Source organism: Halomonas sp. THAF12 (genome assembly GCF_009363675.1).
Lineage (GTDB): Bacteria > Pseudomonadota > Gammaproteobacteria > Pseudomonadales > Halomonadaceae > Halomonas > Halomonas smyrnensis.
Map to the genome: position 1 here is coordinate 2,217,796 of NZ_CP045399.1, position 17,049 is coordinate 2,234,844.

Below are 17,049 nucleotides of genomic sequence, written 5' to 3' on the forward strand. Positions count from 1 at the left end.
GTCTTTGCCACCTCCCAAGCCCTCTCTAGACTTGGAGAAACAGGGATTTAATGCGTCGTGCAACGGGCGTCACGGGGAGGACGGCATGCGCAAGGTGCTGGTAGTGGACGACGAGCCCAATATCGTCCTGTCGCTGGAGTTTCTGATGCAGCAGGCCGGCTTCGAGGTGGTGACCGCGGAGGACGGCGAGACGGCTCTGGCCCGCGTGTCCGAGACGCGACCGGATCTGATGCTGCTCGACATCAGCCTGCCGGGCATCGGCGGCTTCGACGTGCTGGAACGGCTGCGCGCCGATCCCGACGTCGCACGCCTCCCGATCATCATGCTCACCGCTCACGGGCGTGAGGTGGAACGCGAGAAGGGCCTGGCCCTGGGCGCCGACGACTACATCACCAAACCCTTCTCGACCCGCGAGCTGGTCGAGCGCGTCAAGAGGCTGCTCGGCGACGCCGGACGGGAGGGCGAACCATGACCCGCCGCCGTCCCGGTCCGCCTCGCCGCCAGACCCTGATCGGGCTGTGGCTGCTGCTCAGCGGCGTGAGCCTGTTGGGCGGCGCACTCTTCGCCCTGTGGCTCGACGGCCTGCTGGCCCCCGAGGGCCTGGCCCGCGGGGCCCTGTGGGCCGGCAGCTTCTCCGGCGGCGGCACCATCTTCCTGGTCGGCCTGATCCTCGAACGGCGGCTGTTCATGCCGCTGCGGCATCTGCAGGTGCAGCTGGCACGCCTGGTGGCCAACCCCGATGCCGTAGACGACTATCCCCCGGAGGGCTGGCTGCGCGGCCTGGGGCCCGACCTGGTGCGCATCCGCGAGGCCTGGCGCGACGATCGTGCCCGGCTGGGCAACGCCCGCGCCGAAGGGGCGCGCAGCGCCGCCCGCATTCGCCAGGAGCTCGAGGCCCTGCTGCAGGTGCTGGACACGCCGCTACTGCTCTGCGATCGCCATCGCCGGCTCCTGCTGTTCAACCCCGCCGCCGAGGCCCTGTTCGCCGATGCCCCCGGCCTGGGGCTCGGCAAGCGACTCGACACCCTGCTGCCCGCCGCCAGCCTGCAAGAGGCCCTGCGCCAGCTGCCCGAGGACGCGACGCCCAGGGACGTGCTGGTCCCCTGCGGCGAGCGCTGGCTGCGCGCGACCCTCAGACGGATCCCCGAGAGCCAGGGCGAGACCCTGCTGACGCTGGTGGATGCCACGGCCAGCTGGCACAACGAGCTGGGCGCCGGTGCGGCCCTGGCCGAGCTGCTGCCCGCCCTGCGCCGCCATGGCGCCGGCCTGACCAGCGCCGCCGATGCCCTGGGGCACCTGTCGGGCACCGATAACGACGCCCTGCGCCGGCGCCTGTCGGGGGTGGTCGAGGAGGAAGGACGCGGGCTGGCCGAAGGCCTGGAGCGGCTGGGTGAGACGCTCGATGCCCAGCAGTGCCAGGCCGAGCGCCTGTCCCCACTGTGGTCCAACGATCTCTGGGCCGGCCTCGTCGAACGCCTGCCTGCCGGCGGCCCGACCCTCACGCCCATCGGCATGCCGGCCTGGCTCAAGGGCGATGCCCCGGTGCTGCTCGAGGCCCTGCACAGGCTGCTGACCCGGCTGGCCGAGCGCACCGGCGAGACCCGCTTCGACGGCGAGGTCTGCCTGGGCAACCAGCGCGCCTACCTCGACCTGTGCTGGCAGGGAGCAGCGCTCAGCGAACGCGAGCTGTCGGCCTGGCGAGGCGAACGCCTCGAGGCCCTGCCGCTGGCCCCGACCCTGGGCGAGGTGCTCCGCCAGCATGCCAGCGACGCCTGGAGCCTGGCCGATGAAGACGGCGCTCACGCCCGCCTGCGGCTGCCCCTGCCGGCGCTGGAGCGAGTGGGCGCCCCTCGTCCGGCTCCCCCGCCACGCCCCGAGTTTCATGACTTCGGCATCGCCGAGCTGCCACCGCCGGACGCCGAGCTCGCCGCCCGGCCGCTGCGGGCGCTGGAGATCGTGGCCTGCGATACCGAGACCACCGGCCTGGAGCTGCGCCGCGGCGACCGGGTGATCAGCATCGGGGCCTGCCGCATCGTCAACGCCCGGCTGCTGGCCAGCGAGACCTTCGACCTGCTCATCGATCCCGGCCGGCCGATTCCGCCGGCCAGCACCGCCATCCATGGGCTCACCGACGCCGACGTCACCGGCGCCCCGCCCGCCGCCGTCGCCCTGCCGCGCTTTCGCGACTACGTCGGCGACGCCGTGCTGCTGGCCCACAACGCCGCCTTCGACCTGCTGGCCCTGCAGCCATCGGACGGCGGCGTCTCCCTCGACATGCCTGTGCTGGACAGCCTGCTGATCTCCCGCGGCCTGGACCCCAGCCTCGACGGCCATGACCTGGATTCCCTGGCCGAACGCTACGGACTCGCCTTCCCGCCGGGCAGCCGCCACACCGCGCTGGGGGATGCCCGGGTCACCGCCGAGCTGTGGCTGGCCCTGCTGCCGCGCCTCGAGGCCCGGGGCATCGACACCCTGGCGGCGGTACTGGCCCTGCAGGCGAGCGCCTTCGACCGGGAGGACGCCAGCGCCTCATGATGACGCCACGCCGCAAGGAGCGCCTGGTCGCCCTGATCGTCCTGGCGACGCTGCTGTTCACGCCGCCGCTGCTGCTGGTCACCGAGCGCCTGGGGCCCGGCGCCCTGACGCTGTATGTCTTCCTGGTCTGGGCCGCTGTGATCGGGCTGGCCGCCTGGCTGCTGGAAGGCGGGCGCCGGGAATGAGCCTGCGCGGCGAGTGGACCGTGCTGGCCGTGGCCTTCGGCTACCTGGCCCTGCTGTTCCTGATCGCCGCCTGGGGCGACCGGCGCGCCGCACGAGGCCGATCGATCATCGGCTCCCCCACCATCTACGCGCTGTCGATCGCCGTCTACTGCACCGCCTGGACCTTCTACGGCAGCGTCGGGCGCGCCGCCGAGACCGGCCCCAGCTTCCTGCTGATCTATCTCGGCCCGACGCTGGCCATGCTGCTGGCCCCCTTCGTGACGCGCAAGATGGTGCGCATCGCCCGCGCCCAGCGCCTCACGTCGATCGCCGATTTCATCAGCGCCCGCTACGGCAAGAGTACCGGGCTGGGCGCCCTGGTGGCGCTGATCGCCCTGATCGGCATCACGCCCTACATCGCCCTGCAGCTCAAGGCCATCACGCTGAGTCACGCGGTACTGGTCGACTACCCCGGGACGGCCGGCGAGGCCCTGGAGACCACCGCCTTCTGGGCCGATAAGTCGTTCTGGGTGGCGCTGGTGCTGGCGGTGTTCATCATCCTGTTCGGCACCCGCCACCTGGACGCCAGCGAACGCCACGAGGGCATGGTCGCCGCCATCGCCTTCGAGTCGCTGGTCAAGCTGGCGGCCTTCCTGGCGGTCGGCGCGTTCACGGTTTTCGTGCTCTACCGCGGCCCCGGCGAGCTGTTCACCCGGGTCGCCGAGACCCCGGACCTGCTCGGGGTGCTGGGCCTGGCCGCGGTACCGGGCGGCGCCCTGGGCTGGGTAGGCACCCTCGCCCTGGCCTTTTTGGCCTTCCTCGGCCTGCCACGCCAGTTCCAGGTGATGGTGGTCGAGAACGTCGACGAGCGACACATCATCCGGGCGGCCTGGCTGTTTCCGCTGTATCTGCTGGCGATCAACCTGTTCGTGCTGCCCATCGCCCTGGCCGGCCTGCTGGGCGATGCCGGGGGCGATCCGGACAGCTTCGTGCTAACGCTGCCGCTGGCCACCGGCGCCGAGGGGCTGCCGCTGCTGGTCTTCATCGGCGGCCTGTCGGCGGCCACGGGCATGATGATCGTCGAGACCATCGCGCTGTCCACTATGGTCAGCAACCAGCTGGTGATGCCGCTGCTGCTGCGCGTCCGGCTGCTGCCCCGCGGCGGCCAGGGCGCGCTGGCCGGCTGGATGCTCGGCGTGCGGCGTCTGGCGATACTGGCCATCCTGCTGCTGGGCTACGGCTACCATGCGCTGGTAGGGGACGCCTACAGCCTGGTCACCATCGGCCTGGTGTCCTTCGCCGCGGCGGCCCAGTTCACCCCGGCGCTGCTGATCGGCCTCTACTGGCGCGGCGCCAATCGGCTCGGCGCCGGACTCGGCCTCACGGCCGGCTTCATCGTCTGGGCCTGGACGCTGCTGATCCCGGGCTTCGCCCAGTCCGGCTGGCTCGACGCCGGTTTCCTCACCGACGGCCCGTTCGGCATCGCCTGGCTCCGGCCCTATGCGCTGTTCGGCCTGGAAGGCTGGGATATCTACACCCATGCGCTGCTGTGGAGCCTGGTGGCCAATGTCGGCCTGCTGGTCGGCGTCTCGCTGTTTACGCGGCCATCGGCGCTGGAACAGACCCAGGCCGCGCTGTTCACCGAGGCGCTGCATCCGCGCCTCGACCAGGCCTCGCTGGGGCATGCCGGCCACACGCCGCGCGGCGAGCTACGCGCCCTGCTCGACCGCTATCTGGGCGCGGCCACCACCGCCAGAGTCTTCGCCGAGGAACCCGATCAGAACGACCGGCACCCCGCGTCGCCGGCGCTGGTGGCGCGGGGCGAACGGGCGCTGGCCGGGGCGCTGGGCAGCGCCTCGGCCCGGGTGCTGATCGACTCGGTGGTGCGCGGAGAAGCCCTCGACCTGCCGGCGCTGCTGAGCGTGCTCGATACCACCTCCGAGACGCTGGAGATGAACCGCCGCCTCGAGCAGAAGTCCCGCGAGCTCGAGCGCGCCGGCGAGGCGCTGCGCGAGGCCAATGAACGGCTGCGCGAACTCGACCGCCTCAAGGACGAGTTCGTGGCCATGGTCAGCCACGAGCTGAGGACGCCCTTGACCTCGATCCGTGCCTTCGCCGAGATCCTGCGCGATCATCGCGACCTGCCCGACGACAAGCGCGAGCACTTCCTCGAGGTGGTGGTGCGCGAGAGCCAGCGGCTGTCTCGACTGATCGAGGAGATTCTCGACCTGGCCCGGCTAGAGAGCGGCCGCCTGACGCTGCATCCCGAGCGGCTCGATCTCGCCGAGCTGGCCCGACACGGCGTCGAGGCGGTGCAGCGCCCCCTGGAGGAACGCGGCATCACGCTGGAGGTGGCCCTCGAGGTGGATGCCGCGCCGGTGATCGGCGACCCCGACCGGCTGGAACAGGTGGTCATCAATCTGCTCGACAACGCCGGCAAGTTCGCCGACGGCGCGTCCCCGCGCGTGCGACTGACGCTGACCCGCCACAAGCGCGGCTTTCGGCTGGCCGTGGAAGACAACGGCCCCGGCATCGCCGAGGCCGAGCGCGAGCGGGTGTTCGAGAAGTTCCATCAGATCCAGCACCAGGACGACGGCGCGCCCCGCGCCCGCCCCCGGGGCAGCGGGCTGGGCCTGCCGATCTCGCGCGGTATCGTCGCCCATCTCGGCGGCCGGCTGTGGGTGGAAGACGCCCCGACGCTGGGCGGCGCCTGTCTGGTGATGGAGCTGCCGGCGGCCCCCGGCGATTCGGCTAGCTCGACGCCTGTGCCCGCTTCACCAGCCGCCGAATGAGGGCCAGGTCATGGCGCAGCAGCAGGCGCCGATCCTCGCCGAGCGCGTCGAGGTCGATCCAGCCATCGGCGGCGCGGCCCTGACGCAGGGCATCCCGCTGAGCCGTCAGCATCAGCGCCTGCAACCGCTCCAGCGCCCGACGCAGTTCGGCCGCATGCGACGCGTCCAGCGCCCCCGCCAGCACCAGCGCGGCCAGACGTTCGCGGGTGGCCATCGCCCGCACCCGATGTCGCACGCTCAGCAGGCGCACGGCGCCGACCAGCGGCAACAGTCCACGATGCTTGAGATCCAGCGCCGACTCGGCCGGTGCCCCCTCGCCCCCGCCGGCCAGTCGCCCGAAGCGATCGAGCGCCACCGGACACTCGTTCAACAGCGCCGCCATCTCGTCGAGAAACAGTCCGGCCACGGGCACGTGACGCATCACCCCATCGATCAGCCCGCTCGCCAGCGTGGCATCGCCGTACACCGGTGAAGCATCGAGCAGGATATTGGCCTGCTGCACGCGCTTGACCCGCCGCTCGGCGGTCCAGATGGCCAGCTGGGCCCGCCACTCCGAAAGGCGCTTGCGCCACATCGGCCAGCGCGCCATGACGTGCCCCGGACAGAGCGGGATGCCGGCGGCGTCGAGACGCGCGGTGAAGCGCTCGCCCAGCGCCTGAAAGTAGCCATCGACCTCGGTATGACGGGCGTCCGGATAGTCGGCGATGATCATGGCATTGTCCTGGTCCGGCACCAGCAGGCTCTCATGGCGCGCCGCCGACCCCAGCGTCATCACGCAGAACGCCACCGGCGGCGCGCCCCAGCCCTGCTCCTGCATGGCGTCGAGTGAGGCCTCGATGGCCCGACGATAGAGCGCATCATTGTGGTCGCTGATCAGCTGGCTGATGCGCCAGGCGGGCAGATCGAGGCGCACCAGCGCCTCCACCAGATACCGCTGCCAGGCATGCGCCTCGGCCAGGCCCGGCGTCGGCCCCAGACGCTCGATGGCCTCGGCCAGCGGCGCGAGCAGCGCCGGCAGCCGTCCGACATCGGGCACGATGTCGTCGGCAAACAGCGAGCGCCATGCAGAGGGACGGTGAAGCAGATGCATGACATCTCTCGATGGGGGAATCGCCTCCAGCGTAGCAAGCGCCTCGTGCTTTCCGATTGACCGGGAACAGTCATCCGGTGCCCTGTCCGGATGCCCGACCAAAAAAAGACGGCGCCCCTGGGGGGGGGCGCCGTCGCTCGGAAGCCTGTGGCCGGACCGGAGATCGGCTCAGCGATCGTCGAACAGGGCGTCGCCCAGCTCGTCGATCATCCGCTCGGCCTTGCTGACCATCAGCGCATCGCAGGCCTCGCGCCCGGGCACCACGTCGGAGCGCTCGAAGCGATGCTCGAGCATCTCCTCGCCTTCGCCGCCGGGCTTGCGGATCCAGCCGCTGACACGATACTGGCCGCCCATCTCCTCGGACTGAGGCACGATCAGGTAGCCCTGATAGGACACCGGCTCGCCCTCTGGCGCGGCGGCAGGCGTCGTCTCTCCCTGGCCGAACAGACCGGATAGCAGTTTCTTCAGCATCGAAGCCTCCTGGATCAAAAACGCCGACCCGATCGTCGGCGCTTTCTGGATCAGTCCTGCTGACGACCCTTACCCGCCGCAATGCGCAGACGCAGCGCGTTGAGCTTGATGAAGCCTTCGGCATCCTTCTGATCGTAGGCGCCGGCGTCGTCCTCGAAGGTGGCGATGGACTCATCGAACAGCGAGGCGTCGGACTTGCGGCCGGCCACGGTGGCGTTGCCCTTGTAGAGCTTCATGCGCACCACGCCGGAGACGTTCTTCTGGGTCTCGTCGATGGCGGCCTGCAGGGCACGACGCTCCGGGCTCCACCAGTAGCCGTTGTAGATCACCTCGGCGTACTTCGGCATCAGCTGGTCCTTGAGGTGGGCTTCCTCGCGGTCCAGGGTCAGCGACTCGATGGCGCGGTGGGCGCGCAGCATGATGGTGCCCCCCGGGGTCTCGTAGCAGCCGCGGGACTTCATGCCCACGTAGCGGTTCTCGACGATGTCGAGACGGCCGATGCCGTTGTCGCCGCCCAGCTGGTTGAGCCTGGAGATGACCTCGTGGGGACGCATCGGTTCGCCGTCGATGGCCACGATGTCGCCGTTCTCGTAGGTCAGCTCGACGTAGGTCGGGGTGTCCGGGGCGGCCTCGGGGGAGACGCTCCAGCGCCACATGTCTTCCTCGGCCTCGGTCCAGGGATCCTCGAGGTTGCCGCCCTCATAGGAGATGTGCAGCAGGTTGGCATCCATGGAGTACGGCGACTTCTTCTTCTGGCTGGTGAAGTCGACCGGGATGTCGTGCTGCTGGCAGTAGGCCATCAGCTTTTCGCGGGAGTTGAGATCCCACTCGCGCCACGGGGCGATCACCTTGACGCCCGGCTTCAGCGCGTAGGCACCGAGCTCGAAGCGTACCTGATCGTTGCCCTTGCCGGTGGCGCCGTGGGAGATGGCGTCGGCGCCGGTCTGGTTGGCGATCTCGATCAGGCGCTTGGCGATCAGCGGGCGCGCGATGGAGGTACCGAGCAGGTACTCGCCTTCATAGATGGTGTTGGCGCGGAACATCGGATAGACGTAGTCGCGGGCGAATTCCTCGCGCAGGTCCTCGATGTAGATTTCCTTGACGCCCAGTGCCTCCGCCTTGGCACGAGCCGGCTCGACTTCCTCGCCCTGACCGATGTCGGCGGTGAAGGTCACCACTTCGCAGTCGTAGGTTTCCTGCAACCACTTGACGATGACGGACGTGTCCAGGCCGCCGGAATAGGCAAGCACGACCTTCTTGACATCGGACATGCTGAGGCTCCTTTTAGCTATTCGGTGTAGAGGGGCGATTATAGCGCGACGAGCCTGGCGCGAATACCGGCGCGGCGGGACGCATCGCGGTGAAACTGCTAGACTGCCGCGTTTCGAGACAACCCGACCCCAAGTCAAGGAGAGGTGCATGAGCGAGGTGGCCGCCCGCGAACTCATGGCACAACGCTTCCGCAGTTTCCTGCCCGTGGTGGTGGACCTGGAAACCGGCGGCTTCAATGCCCAAGGCGACGCAATCCTGGAGATCGCCGCCGTGACCCTGACCATGGACCCCGAGGGCAACCTGATGCCCGACGCCACCTATGCCTATCACGTCAATCCCTTCGAGGGGGCCAACGTCGAGCAGTCCGCCCTGGACTTCACCGGCATCCGCCTCGACGACCCGCTGCGCCAGCAGGTGGCGGTCAGCGAGTCCGAGGCGCTGGGCGAGATCTTCCGGCCGGTGCGCAAGGCGATCAAGGCCAGCGGCTGCACCCGCGCCGTGCTGGTGGGCCACAACGCCGCCTTCGACCACGGCTTCCTGAACGCCGCGGTGGAGCGCTGCGGGGTCAAGCGCAATCCCTTCCACCCCTTCTCGAGCTTCGACACCGCCTCGCTGGCCGGCCTGGTCTACGGCCAGACCGTGCTGGCCCGCGCCTGCCGCGCCGCCGGCATCGAGTTCGACAACAGCGAAGCCCACTCGGCGCGCTACGACACCGAACGCACCGCCGAGCTGTTCTGCGCCATGGTCAACCGCTACAAGGACCTGGGTGGCTGGCAGCTGGCCCAGCGCGAACAGGGCATCGAAGAGCCGTAAGCGGCAAGCTGCAAGCTGCAAGCTGCAAGCTGCAAGCTGCAAGCTGCAAGCTGCAAATCAGCAGCTTGAAAATTGCCTAAAGAGAAAAAGAAACCCCCGAAGGTGTTCAGCCTTCGGGGGTTTCTTGTGGCTCGGCGCTTGTCGCTCGGCGCTTACTGCTCGGCGTCGTCCTGATGCTTGGCGGCGGTTTCCTTGATCAGCGGCTCAAGCTCGCCGTTCTGGTACATCTCGACGACGATGTCGCAGCCGCCGACCAGCTCGCCCTCGACCCACAGCTGCGGGAAGGTCGGCCAGTTGGCGACCTTGGGCAGCTCGGCGCGGATGTCCGGGTTGTCCAGCACGTTGACGAAGGCGAAGCGCTCGCCGCAGGCCATCAGGGCCTGAACGGTCTGGGCCGAGAAGCCGCACTGCGGCAGCTGGGGGGTGCCCTTCATGTAGATCAGGATCGGGTTTTCGCTGATCTGGCGCTGGATGTTCTCGACGGTGGTACTCATCTGCATTCCCTCTGGATCGGTGGTGGCCGCCGCGCCAAGGATAATACCCGAGTGCGCAGGTGGGCCTTCGATGCCGACATTGTACGGATGCCAGCCGCGTTGCGCATCCCCCGCCGGCTGGCTAGGATGGTCGTTTTTTCCCGTGGAGTGACGCCATGGCCACCCGCCATTTCCTGACCCTGCTCGACCTGAGTCCGGAAGAGCTGCGCTACCTGATTCAGCGCGGCATCACGATCAAGAACGGCCTGAAGACCCACGGCCCAACCTACACCCCGTTCGCCAACCGCACCCTGGCGATGATCTTCGAGAAGTCGTCGACGCGCACGCGGGTGTCGTTCGAGACCGCCATGGCCCAGTTCGGCGGCCACGCCCTGTTCCTGTCGCCGCGCGACACTCAGCTGGGCCGCGGCGAGCCGATCGGCGACACCGCCCGCGTGCTCTCGGAGATGGTCGATGCGGTGATGATCCGCACCTTCTCCCACGAGGGCCTCGAGGAGTTCGCCGGCGCCAGCGACGTACCGGTGATCAACGCGCTGACCGATGATTACCACCCGTGCCAGCTGCTGGCCGACGTCATGACCTGGACCGAGCTGCGCGGCAGCGTGCGCGGCCGCACGGCGGTATGGATCGGCGACGGCAACAACATGTGTCACTCCTGGATCAACGCCGCTCGCCAGTTCGAGTTCGACCTTCGCGTGGTCTGCCCCGAAGGCTACGAGCCGCGTCAGGACATCCTCGACGCCGCCGGCGATCGGGTGAGCATCCACCGCGACCCGATGGCCGCCGTGGAAGGCGCCGATCTGGTCACCACCGACGTCTGGGCCTCCATGGGCCAGGAAGAAGAGCAGGCCAAGCGCGAGGCCGACTTCGCCGGCTTCCAGGTCAGCGAGGCCATGCTCGACCGCGCCGCCGACGACGTGCTGTTCCTGCACTGCCTGCCGGCCCACCGCGGCGAGGAGATCAGCGAGACCCTGCTCGACGACCCGCGTGCCGTGGTCTGGCAGGAAGCCGGCAACCGCCTGCATGCCCAGAAGGCGCTGATCGAGTTCCTGCTGCTGGGCCGCGTCGAGAACTGATCGACACCGCTCTCCCCGCGCTCACGACGCCCCGGCCATGCCGGGGCGTCGTCGTTCAGGCTCCCATCCCCCAAGCCATCGCAACCTCCGCCCGGCCTATCCGGCACAACCGGCCAACCCGCCGAGCAGACGCATGTATACATCCCCATAGCCCCCGCCATACTGCGGCGCTCTCACTTTCTGCTCCGCTTGCAGGTCAGTGCTAGCCGTTCGCAGCGGAGCGCCTCGCCCATGGCGCACGGGGCTCTTCAACCTGTCGTCGGCGTCTCGGCAACAGGCTTAGACCTTGGTCTAACACTCTCTCGCCGGTATAGTTCTCCACAACATTCGACTCCACGATACAGCCTGCCCTTCCATGACGACGCTCTCCGCCGACACCATCCCCCAGCGCAGCCTCCGCCAGTGCCTCTGCAACATGGCCGTCCTGCTCTATCGCCAGGGCCACGTCCTGGAAATCGTCTCCAGCCCGCATCGTGGCCTCGACCACCGCAGCCTGAACGCGCTGGCCGAAGCCGAGCCCGACTGGCCGAGCCATCAGCGCACCCTCGAGCGCAGCGAGGCCGCCACCTTCAACGCCCAGCGTCGCTTCGTGCTCACCGACCTGGGCCGCGAGCTGCTGTTCGAGATGTTTGGCGAGGGCGCCGCCGATATCGCCTGATCTCGGTGCCCTTCCCTTCCACCACTCGGGCGACTTTCGTTAACTCAATGTCGCCTAGCGTCAACTTACTCCCGGCGCCATGACGGACACTCCCTGCAGTTCACGCAAGGAGGTCCCCATGAACCGCAATGTCATCATGACCTGCGCCATCACCGGCGCCGGCGACACCGCCGACAAGAACCCCAACGTTCCGGTCACGCCCAAGCAGATCGCCGACGACTGCATCGCCGCCGCCAAGGCCGGCGCCAGCGTCGCTCATATCCACGTGCGCGACCCCGAGACCGGAGGCATCAGCCACTCCACCGAGCACTTCCGCGAAGTGATGGATCGGGTACGCGAGGCGGATACCGACATCGTCATGAACATCACCGCCGGCGGCGGCGGCGACTGGATCCCGGATGCCACGGACCCGACCCGCGGCGGCCCGGGCACCGACATCCAGACCCCGGCCGAGCGTCACGCCCCGGTGGGCGAGCTGCTGCCGGAGCTGTGCACCCTGGATTGCGGCAGCCTCAACTTCGGCGACATGGTCTACGTCAACACCGCCGACTGGCTGCGCGAGCATGCCCGCCTGGTGCAGGCCGCCGGCGTCAAGCCCGAGCTCGAGTGCTTCGACCTGGGCCACGTCTGGTTCGCCCGCCAGCTGCAGCAGGAAGGCCTGCTCGACGGCGACCCGCTGTTCCAGCTGTGCCTGGGCATCCCCTGGGGCGCCGAGGCGGACACCGAGACCATGCTGGCGATGCGCAACAAGCTGCCGGAGAACGCCAACTGGGCCGCCTTCGGCATCGGCCGCCATCAGATGCCGATGGTCGCCCAGGCGATGCTGCTCGGCGGCCACGTGCGCGTCGGTCTGGAGGACAACCTCTACCTGAGCAAGGGCGTGCCGGCCACCAATGCCAGCCTGGTCGAGAAGGCCACCGGCATCATCGACAATCTCGGCGGTCGCGTCATGACCCCGGCCGAGACCCGCGCCCACCTCAAGCTGCGCGACCCCAAGACCGGTCAGATCGCCGGAGGTGACGCATGAGCCAGCTCTCTATCATCGGTACCGGCGTCATCGGCAACGGCTGGATCGCCCGCGCGCTCGCCAACGGCTGGGACGTGGTCGCCTTCGACCCGGCCGAGGGCGCCGAGACCCGCACCCGCGCCTTCGTCGACAACGCCTGGGCATCGCTCGAGAAGGACGGCCTGGCCGAGGGCGCCTCACAAGAGCGCCTGCGCTTCGCGCCGAGCCTCGAGGAAGCCGTCGCCGGCGCCGACCTGATCCAGGAAAACGTGCCGGAGCGTCTGCCGCTCAAGCAGGAGATCCTGGCCGCCATCGATGCCGCCGCCGAGGCGCACGTGGTGATCGGCTCCTCGACTTCCGGCTTCAAGCCGACCGACCTGCAACAGGACTGCCGGAAGGCCCCGGGCCGTGTGATCGTCGCCCACCCCTTCAATCCGGTCTATCTGCTGCCGCTGGTCGAGCTGGTGGGGGGCGAGCACACCTCGCCGGCGCTGCTGGAAGGTGCCCGTGACGACTATCAGCGCCTGGCCATGCGCCCGCTGATCGTGCGTCGCGAGATCGAGGGACACATCGCCGACCGCCTGATGGAGGCGCTGTGGCGCGAGGCCCTGCACCTGGTCAACGACGGCGTCGCCACCACCGAGGAGATCGACGCCGCCGTGGTCTATGGCTGTGGTCTGCGCTGGTCGCTGATGGGCACCTTCCTGACCTTCCACCTGGCCGGCGGCGAGCAGGGCATGCGCCACATGCTCGAGCAGTTCGGCCCGGCGCTGAAGCTGCCGTGGACCAAGCTCGAGGCCCCGGAGCTCACCGACGAGCTGATCGACAAGGTCGTCGAGGGCTGCGAATTCCAGGCCGCCGGTCGCCCGGTCGCCGAGCTGGACCGCCGCCGCGACGACTTCCTGGTCGAGTTGCTGGCCCTGACCCGCAAGTACTGGCCGGAAGCCGAGGGCCTGGAGGGCCGCATCTGATGCAGCTGCTCGAGCTCACGGTGCCTAACGAGTGGGTCGACTACAACGGCCACATGAACGACGCCGAGTACGCCCGCGCCTTCTCGATGGGGGTCGAAGCGCTGATGGCTCACATCGGGCTGGACGGCGCGGGTCGCGAGGCTCACGACCTGACCATCTACACCCTGGAGACGCACCTCTGCTACCGGGCCGAGGCACACGAGGGCCAGGCACTGACGGTCGAGGTGCTGCTGCTGGACCACGACGCCAAGCGCCAGCACGTGCTGTTCACGCTGAGCGACGCCGAGGGCAACACCGTCGCCACCAGCGAGCAGATGCTGATGGCGATGGGCATCAGCGGCTGTCGCCCGTCGCCCTGCCCGGCGGCCGTCGCCGAGCGCATCGCCGCGCTGCCGCAGCCGGCCAGTCGCGAGGACTGGCCCAAGGCCGCCGGCCGCCGCATCGGGCTGCCACCGAGACGTTGATCCAGAGTCGTGCCATGCGGCCACCGCGTGGCACGACTCACCGGTCCTGCCCACCTCGCGCTCCCTCCAGGGTTTCACCTAGGGCCCGCCGGGCCGGCATCCAGGGAGGCATCGGACAATAACAACCTGCTACCATTTCGCCCGCTGCGTCCCTACCCGGGACACCGACACGCTCAAATAACTGTTGGCGGCCTCCAGGGCCGCCTTGGGATCGCCGGCCCGACGCCCGGCTCAAGAGGATGACGCTATCGCTACTCCCCCCCCCACCCCGCCAACACGCCGTGCCAGCCACGAGGTCGAGACCTCGACCGACTACATGGTCACCGAGCTGTCCCAGGACGGTTTCTTCAGTGGCATGCACAAGGGCATGACCATCACCGCCGCACTGCTGGTGCTCGGCTTCGTGCTGTTCACCGGTGTGATGCCGGAGCTGGCCAGCAACCTGTTCGGCGCCACCCGCACCTGGATCGAGACCACCTTCAGCCGCTACTACCTGATCACCGTGGTGATACTGCTGGCGGTCTGCGCCTACATCGTCGTCAGCCGCCATGGCAGCGTCCGCCTGGGCCCCGACGACAGCCGCCCCGACTTCAGCAACTTCGCCTGGTTCTCGATGCTGTTCTCGGCCGGCATCGGCATCGGCATCCTGTTCTTCGGCGTCGCCGAACCGATCTTCTACTTCGACAACACCGGCGCCTTCGGCTACCCGAACAACCCCCATGCCGACATGGCCGGCGCCACCGCCATGAACCATGAGCGGGCCATCGACGCGCTGCGCGTCTCGGTCTTCCATTGGGGCCTGCACGGCTGGGCGATCTACGTGATCGTCGGCATGTCACTGGCCTACTTCGCCTACCGCAAGGGCCTGCCGCTGGCGCTGCGCTCGGCGCTCTATCCCTTCATCGGCGAGCGCATCTTCGGCCCCATCGGCCATATCGTGGACATTCTCGGCGTGCTCGGTTGCGTGTTCGGTGTCGCCACCTCGCTGGGCCTCGGCGTCAGCCAGATGGCCGTGGGCCTGGACCGCCTGGTCGGCCTCGACCCGGGGCTCAACACTCAGCTGGTGCTGATCGGCGTGATCTCCCTGGTGTCGGTGCTCTCGGCGGTCTCGGGGGTCCAACGAGGCATCAAGATCATCTCCGAGATGAACATCTGGATCTCGGTGGCCGTGGTCGGCACCTTCCTGATCGGTGGCCCCACCCTGTGGCTGGTGATGACCTTCGGCGAGACCGTGCTGGACTACGCCCTCAACTTCATCCCCATGGGCCTGTGGTTCGCCGACGATGACGGCACGGCCCAGTGGCAGCAGGGCTGGACCATCTTCTACTGGGGCTGGTGGCTGGCCTGGGCGCCGTTCGTCGGCATCTTCATCGCCCGCATCTCCCGCGGTCGCACCCTGCGCGAGTTCGTGCTCGGCGTGCTGCTGGTGCCGACCCTGATCATCTTCGTATGGCTGGTGATCTTCGGCGGCAACGCCCTGCACCAGGAACTGACCGCCGCGGGCGGGCCGGGCAGCGCCGGCATCACCGAGCTGGTCAATGCCTGGAACCTACCGGCCGCACTGTTCGCCACCGCCGACGGCATCGCCGGCACCGGTACCTTCGGCTGGGTGCTGTCGGCACTGATGGTGTTCCTGCTGATGAGCTGGTTCGTGACCTCATCGGACTCCGGCACCCTGGTGCTGACCACCATCCTGTCGCTGGGCAACGAGGACCCGCCGAAGCGTTTCCGGGTCTTCTGGGGAACGTCGATCGGCCTGGTGGCCGCCGTGCTGCTGGTGGCCGGGGGCCTCAAGGCGCTGCAGACCGCGCTGATCGCCGCGGCCCTGCCGCTGAGCGTGGTGATCCTGCTGATGACCTCCGGCGTGCTGGTCTCGCTGGTACGGGAAACGCGCAAGAGCCCTGCCGTGGCTCGACGCCAGTGACGCGACACGGTTGAACGCCACCACGTCAAGAGGCCCGATCCGGCGATGCCGGATCGGGCCTCTCGTCTCAGGGCATGTGCCCGCTCGGGCTCGGCTCAGTACTCGCCGAGCGTGGCCTCCAGCTGGAAGAGGCTTGCCGACAGCTCGCCCGGCGTCATCACCGGCGTCTCAGGCGCCACGGCAGACGGCCAGGCCGTCAGCGTCTGATCGTAGGCGTCCAGCAGCGTCTCGCGGGTCTCATCGTCATACAGATCGGCATGCTGCTCGAGCAGTTCCTTGGCGGTCTGTACGAAGCCGAAGCTGTCCTGGTATTCCAGCACGTTGACGAACTCGCCGTCCTCGCCGATGGCTTCATCGTACTCGGCCATCGCCTGACGCAGCAGCGCCAGCTGAACGCGGCTCTGGAAGCGAACGTCGCCGAGCAGGTCGGTGTCCACCGTCTGCAGGGCGCCGTCGATGGCATCGAATGCCGCTTCATAGGCCCCGGTGTGGCTGCCCCACTCACCACCCTCTCGGGTCTCGGCGATCAGTGCTTCGAGAGCAGGCTCGACATCATCGACGCCGCGCGCCTCGAAGGCCGGCTCCATGGGCTCATAGATCTCATGGATGGGATGGCCGAAATGCGGCTGGGCAGCCGTCTGCTCACCTTCCTCATAGAGCTCACGGGCCACGGTGAGGTGGCCTTTCATCATGGCCAGATTGGTGGCATAGACGCCGGGGTTGGTGACGTCGATGGCATGGCCGGCTTCACCGCCTTCGCCACCTTCGCCACCTTCGCCACCTTCGCCACCTTCGCCACCTTCGCCGCCTTCGCCGCCGGCAGAAGCGTTCAGGTAAGAGAAGACCGCATAAGGATCGGCGCCGCCTTCGCCGCCTTCGCCGCCTTCGCCGCCTTCACCACCTTCGCCGCCGTCGTGGTGACCATGTTCGCCGCCTTCACCACCTTCGCCGCCGTCATGGTGACCATATTCGCCACCTTCGCCACCTTCGCCACCTTCGCCACCTTCGCCGCCGTCATGGTGACCATGTTCGCCGCCTTCACCACCTTCGCCGCCGTCATGGTGACCATATTCACCACCTTCGCCGCCCTCGCCACCGTGATCGGCGTGGGCCAGCATCGGCTCGTCGGGTCCTTGGGTGAACTCGGCGGAGGCATCGACCGCGGCCCAGCTGGCGGTACTGGCGCCCAGCAGAACGGTGGTACCGACGCCAACCCAAAGCTTGGTACGGGAGTTGTGAGACATGCGGGATTCCTTTGAATGTTGTGATTGCCGGGACACACGGCCCTGGGACCGACTCGAACCGCCATAGAGTGCCGC

17 protein-coding genes are annotated in these 17,049 nt (G+C 68.6%); 12 read left to right on the top strand and 5 right to left on the bottom strand.

Annotated features, from left to right (window positions below; genetic code table 11):
- Positions 1–85: 85 nt before the first annotated feature.
- The 4 genes from FIU88_RS10140 to FIU88_RS10155 are packed head-to-tail and all read left to right on the top strand — an operon-like array spanning position 86 to position 5,491.
- Positions 86–472: a response regulator transcription factor gene (locus tag FIU88_RS10140; protein WP_152479136.1), complete on the top strand. Its 387-nt coding sequence runs from the start codon at positions 86–88 to the stop codon at positions 470–472.
- Complete coding sequence (locus FIU88_RS10145) at positions 469–2,535, top strand: 3'-5' exonuclease (RefSeq protein WP_152479137.1); 2,067 nt, start codon at positions 469–471, stop codon at positions 2,533–2,535. The genes FIU88_RS10140 and FIU88_RS10145 overlap by 4 nt, the downstream gene beginning before the upstream one ends.
- A complete protein-coding gene (locus tag FIU88_RS10150; protein WP_152479138.1) occupies positions 2,532–2,720 on the top strand; it encodes a hypothetical protein in 189 nt (62 codons plus the stop codon). The genes FIU88_RS10145 and FIU88_RS10150 overlap by 4 nt, the downstream gene beginning before the upstream one ends.
- On the top strand, positions 2,717–5,491 hold the full coding sequence (locus FIU88_RS10155) for a sensor histidine kinase (RefSeq protein WP_152479139.1): 2,775 nt from the start codon (positions 2,717–2,719) through the stop codon (positions 5,489–5,491). Before FIU88_RS10150 ends, FIU88_RS10155 begins: the two co-directional genes overlap by 4 nt.
- On the opposite strand, the gene FIU88_RS10160 is transcribed toward FIU88_RS10155, so the two are convergent.
- The 3 genes from FIU88_RS10160 to FIU88_RS10170 form a co-directional block, all read right to left on the bottom strand.
- A complete protein-coding gene (locus FIU88_RS10160; protein WP_152479140.1) occupies positions 5,451–6,581 on the bottom strand; it encodes a DUF294 nucleotidyltransferase-like domain-containing protein in 1,131 nt (376 codons plus the stop codon). The two genes, FIU88_RS10155 and FIU88_RS10160, sit on opposite strands and share 41 nt — an antisense overlap.
- Positions 6,582–6,749: 168 nt before the next feature.
- Positions 6,750–7,052, bottom strand: coding sequence for an HlyU family transcriptional regulator (locus tag FIU88_RS10165; protein ID WP_152479141.1), 303 nt, complete (start codon positions 7,050–7,052; stop codon positions 6,750–6,752).
- 50 nt (positions 7,053–7,102) lie between these two features.
- Positions 7,103–8,323: an argininosuccinate synthase gene (locus tag FIU88_RS10170; protein WP_152479142.1), complete on the bottom strand. Its 1,221-nt coding sequence runs from the start codon at positions 8,321–8,323 to the stop codon at positions 7,103–7,105.
- Positions 8,324–8,471: 148 nt separating this feature from the next.
- Between FIU88_RS10170 and rnt the strand changes: the two genes are divergently transcribed.
- Positions 8,472–9,137 carry a ribonuclease T gene (gene rnt, locus FIU88_RS10175; protein ID WP_016855580.1) on the top strand — a complete coding sequence of 222 codons (666 nt, stop codon included), beginning with the start codon at positions 8,472–8,474 and terminating at the stop codon, positions 9,135–9,137.
- 152 nt (positions 9,138–9,289) lie between these two features.
- Here rnt and FIU88_RS10180 read toward each other — a convergent pair whose 3' ends face one another.
- The gene (locus FIU88_RS10180) at positions 9,290–9,631 is read right to left on the bottom strand and encodes a Grx4 family monothiol glutaredoxin (RefSeq protein WP_016855581.1); all 342 of its coding nucleotides are present in this window, start codon (positions 9,629–9,631) and stop codon (positions 9,290–9,292) included.
- Between the two features lie 155 nt (positions 9,632–9,786).
- On the opposite strand from FIU88_RS10180, the gene argF reads away from it, so the two are divergent.
- The 6 genes from argF (at position 9,787) to FIU88_RS10210 (ending at position 15,730) form a co-directional block, all read left to right on the top strand.
- Positions 9,787–10,707 (top strand): ornithine carbamoyltransferase, encoded by a 921-nt coding sequence (gene argF, locus FIU88_RS10185; protein ID WP_152479143.1) that lies wholly within the window; start codon positions 9,787–9,789, stop codon positions 10,705–10,707.
- A gap of 355 nt (positions 10,708–11,062) precedes the next feature.
- A complete protein-coding gene (locus tag FIU88_RS10190; protein ID WP_152479144.1) occupies positions 11,063–11,365 on the top strand; it encodes a hypothetical protein in 303 nt (100 codons plus the stop codon).
- A gap of 118 nt (positions 11,366–11,483) precedes the next feature.
- Positions 11,484–12,392, top strand: a complete 909-nt coding sequence (locus FIU88_RS10195; RefSeq protein WP_152479145.1) for a 3-keto-5-aminohexanoate cleavage protein — start codon at positions 11,484–11,486, stop codon at positions 12,390–12,392.
- Complete coding sequence (locus FIU88_RS10200; protein ID WP_016855594.1) at positions 12,389–13,342, top strand: L-carnitine dehydrogenase; 954 nt, start codon at positions 12,389–12,391, stop codon at positions 13,340–13,342. Before FIU88_RS10195 ends, FIU88_RS10200 begins: the two co-directional genes overlap by 4 nt.
- Complete coding sequence (locus FIU88_RS10205) at positions 13,342–13,806, top strand: thioesterase family protein (RefSeq protein WP_152479146.1); 465 nt, start codon at positions 13,342–13,344, stop codon at positions 13,804–13,806. Before FIU88_RS10200 ends, FIU88_RS10205 begins: the two co-directional genes overlap by 1 nt.
- A gap of 316 nt (positions 13,807–14,122) precedes the next feature.
- A complete protein-coding gene (locus FIU88_RS10210; RefSeq protein ID WP_152479147.1) occupies positions 14,123–15,730 on the top strand; it encodes a BCCT family transporter in 1,608 nt (535 codons plus the stop codon).
- Positions 15,731–15,825: 95 nt separating this feature from the next.
- Here the strand turns inward: FIU88_RS10210 and FIU88_RS19190 are convergent, their stop codons facing one another.
- Positions 15,826–16,422 carry a hypothetical protein gene (locus FIU88_RS19190; RefSeq protein WP_172977705.1) on the bottom strand — a complete coding sequence of 199 codons (597 nt, stop codon included), beginning with the start codon at positions 16,420–16,422 and terminating at the stop codon, positions 15,826–15,828.
- Between the two features lie 45 nt (positions 16,423–16,467).
- On the opposite strand from FIU88_RS19190, the gene FIU88_RS19330 reads away from it, so the two are divergent.
- Entirely contained in the window at positions 16,468–16,989 is a 522-nt protein-coding gene (locus FIU88_RS19330; protein WP_216647331.1) for a hypothetical protein, read from the top strand.
- Positions 16,990–17,049: the final 60 nt, after the last annotated feature.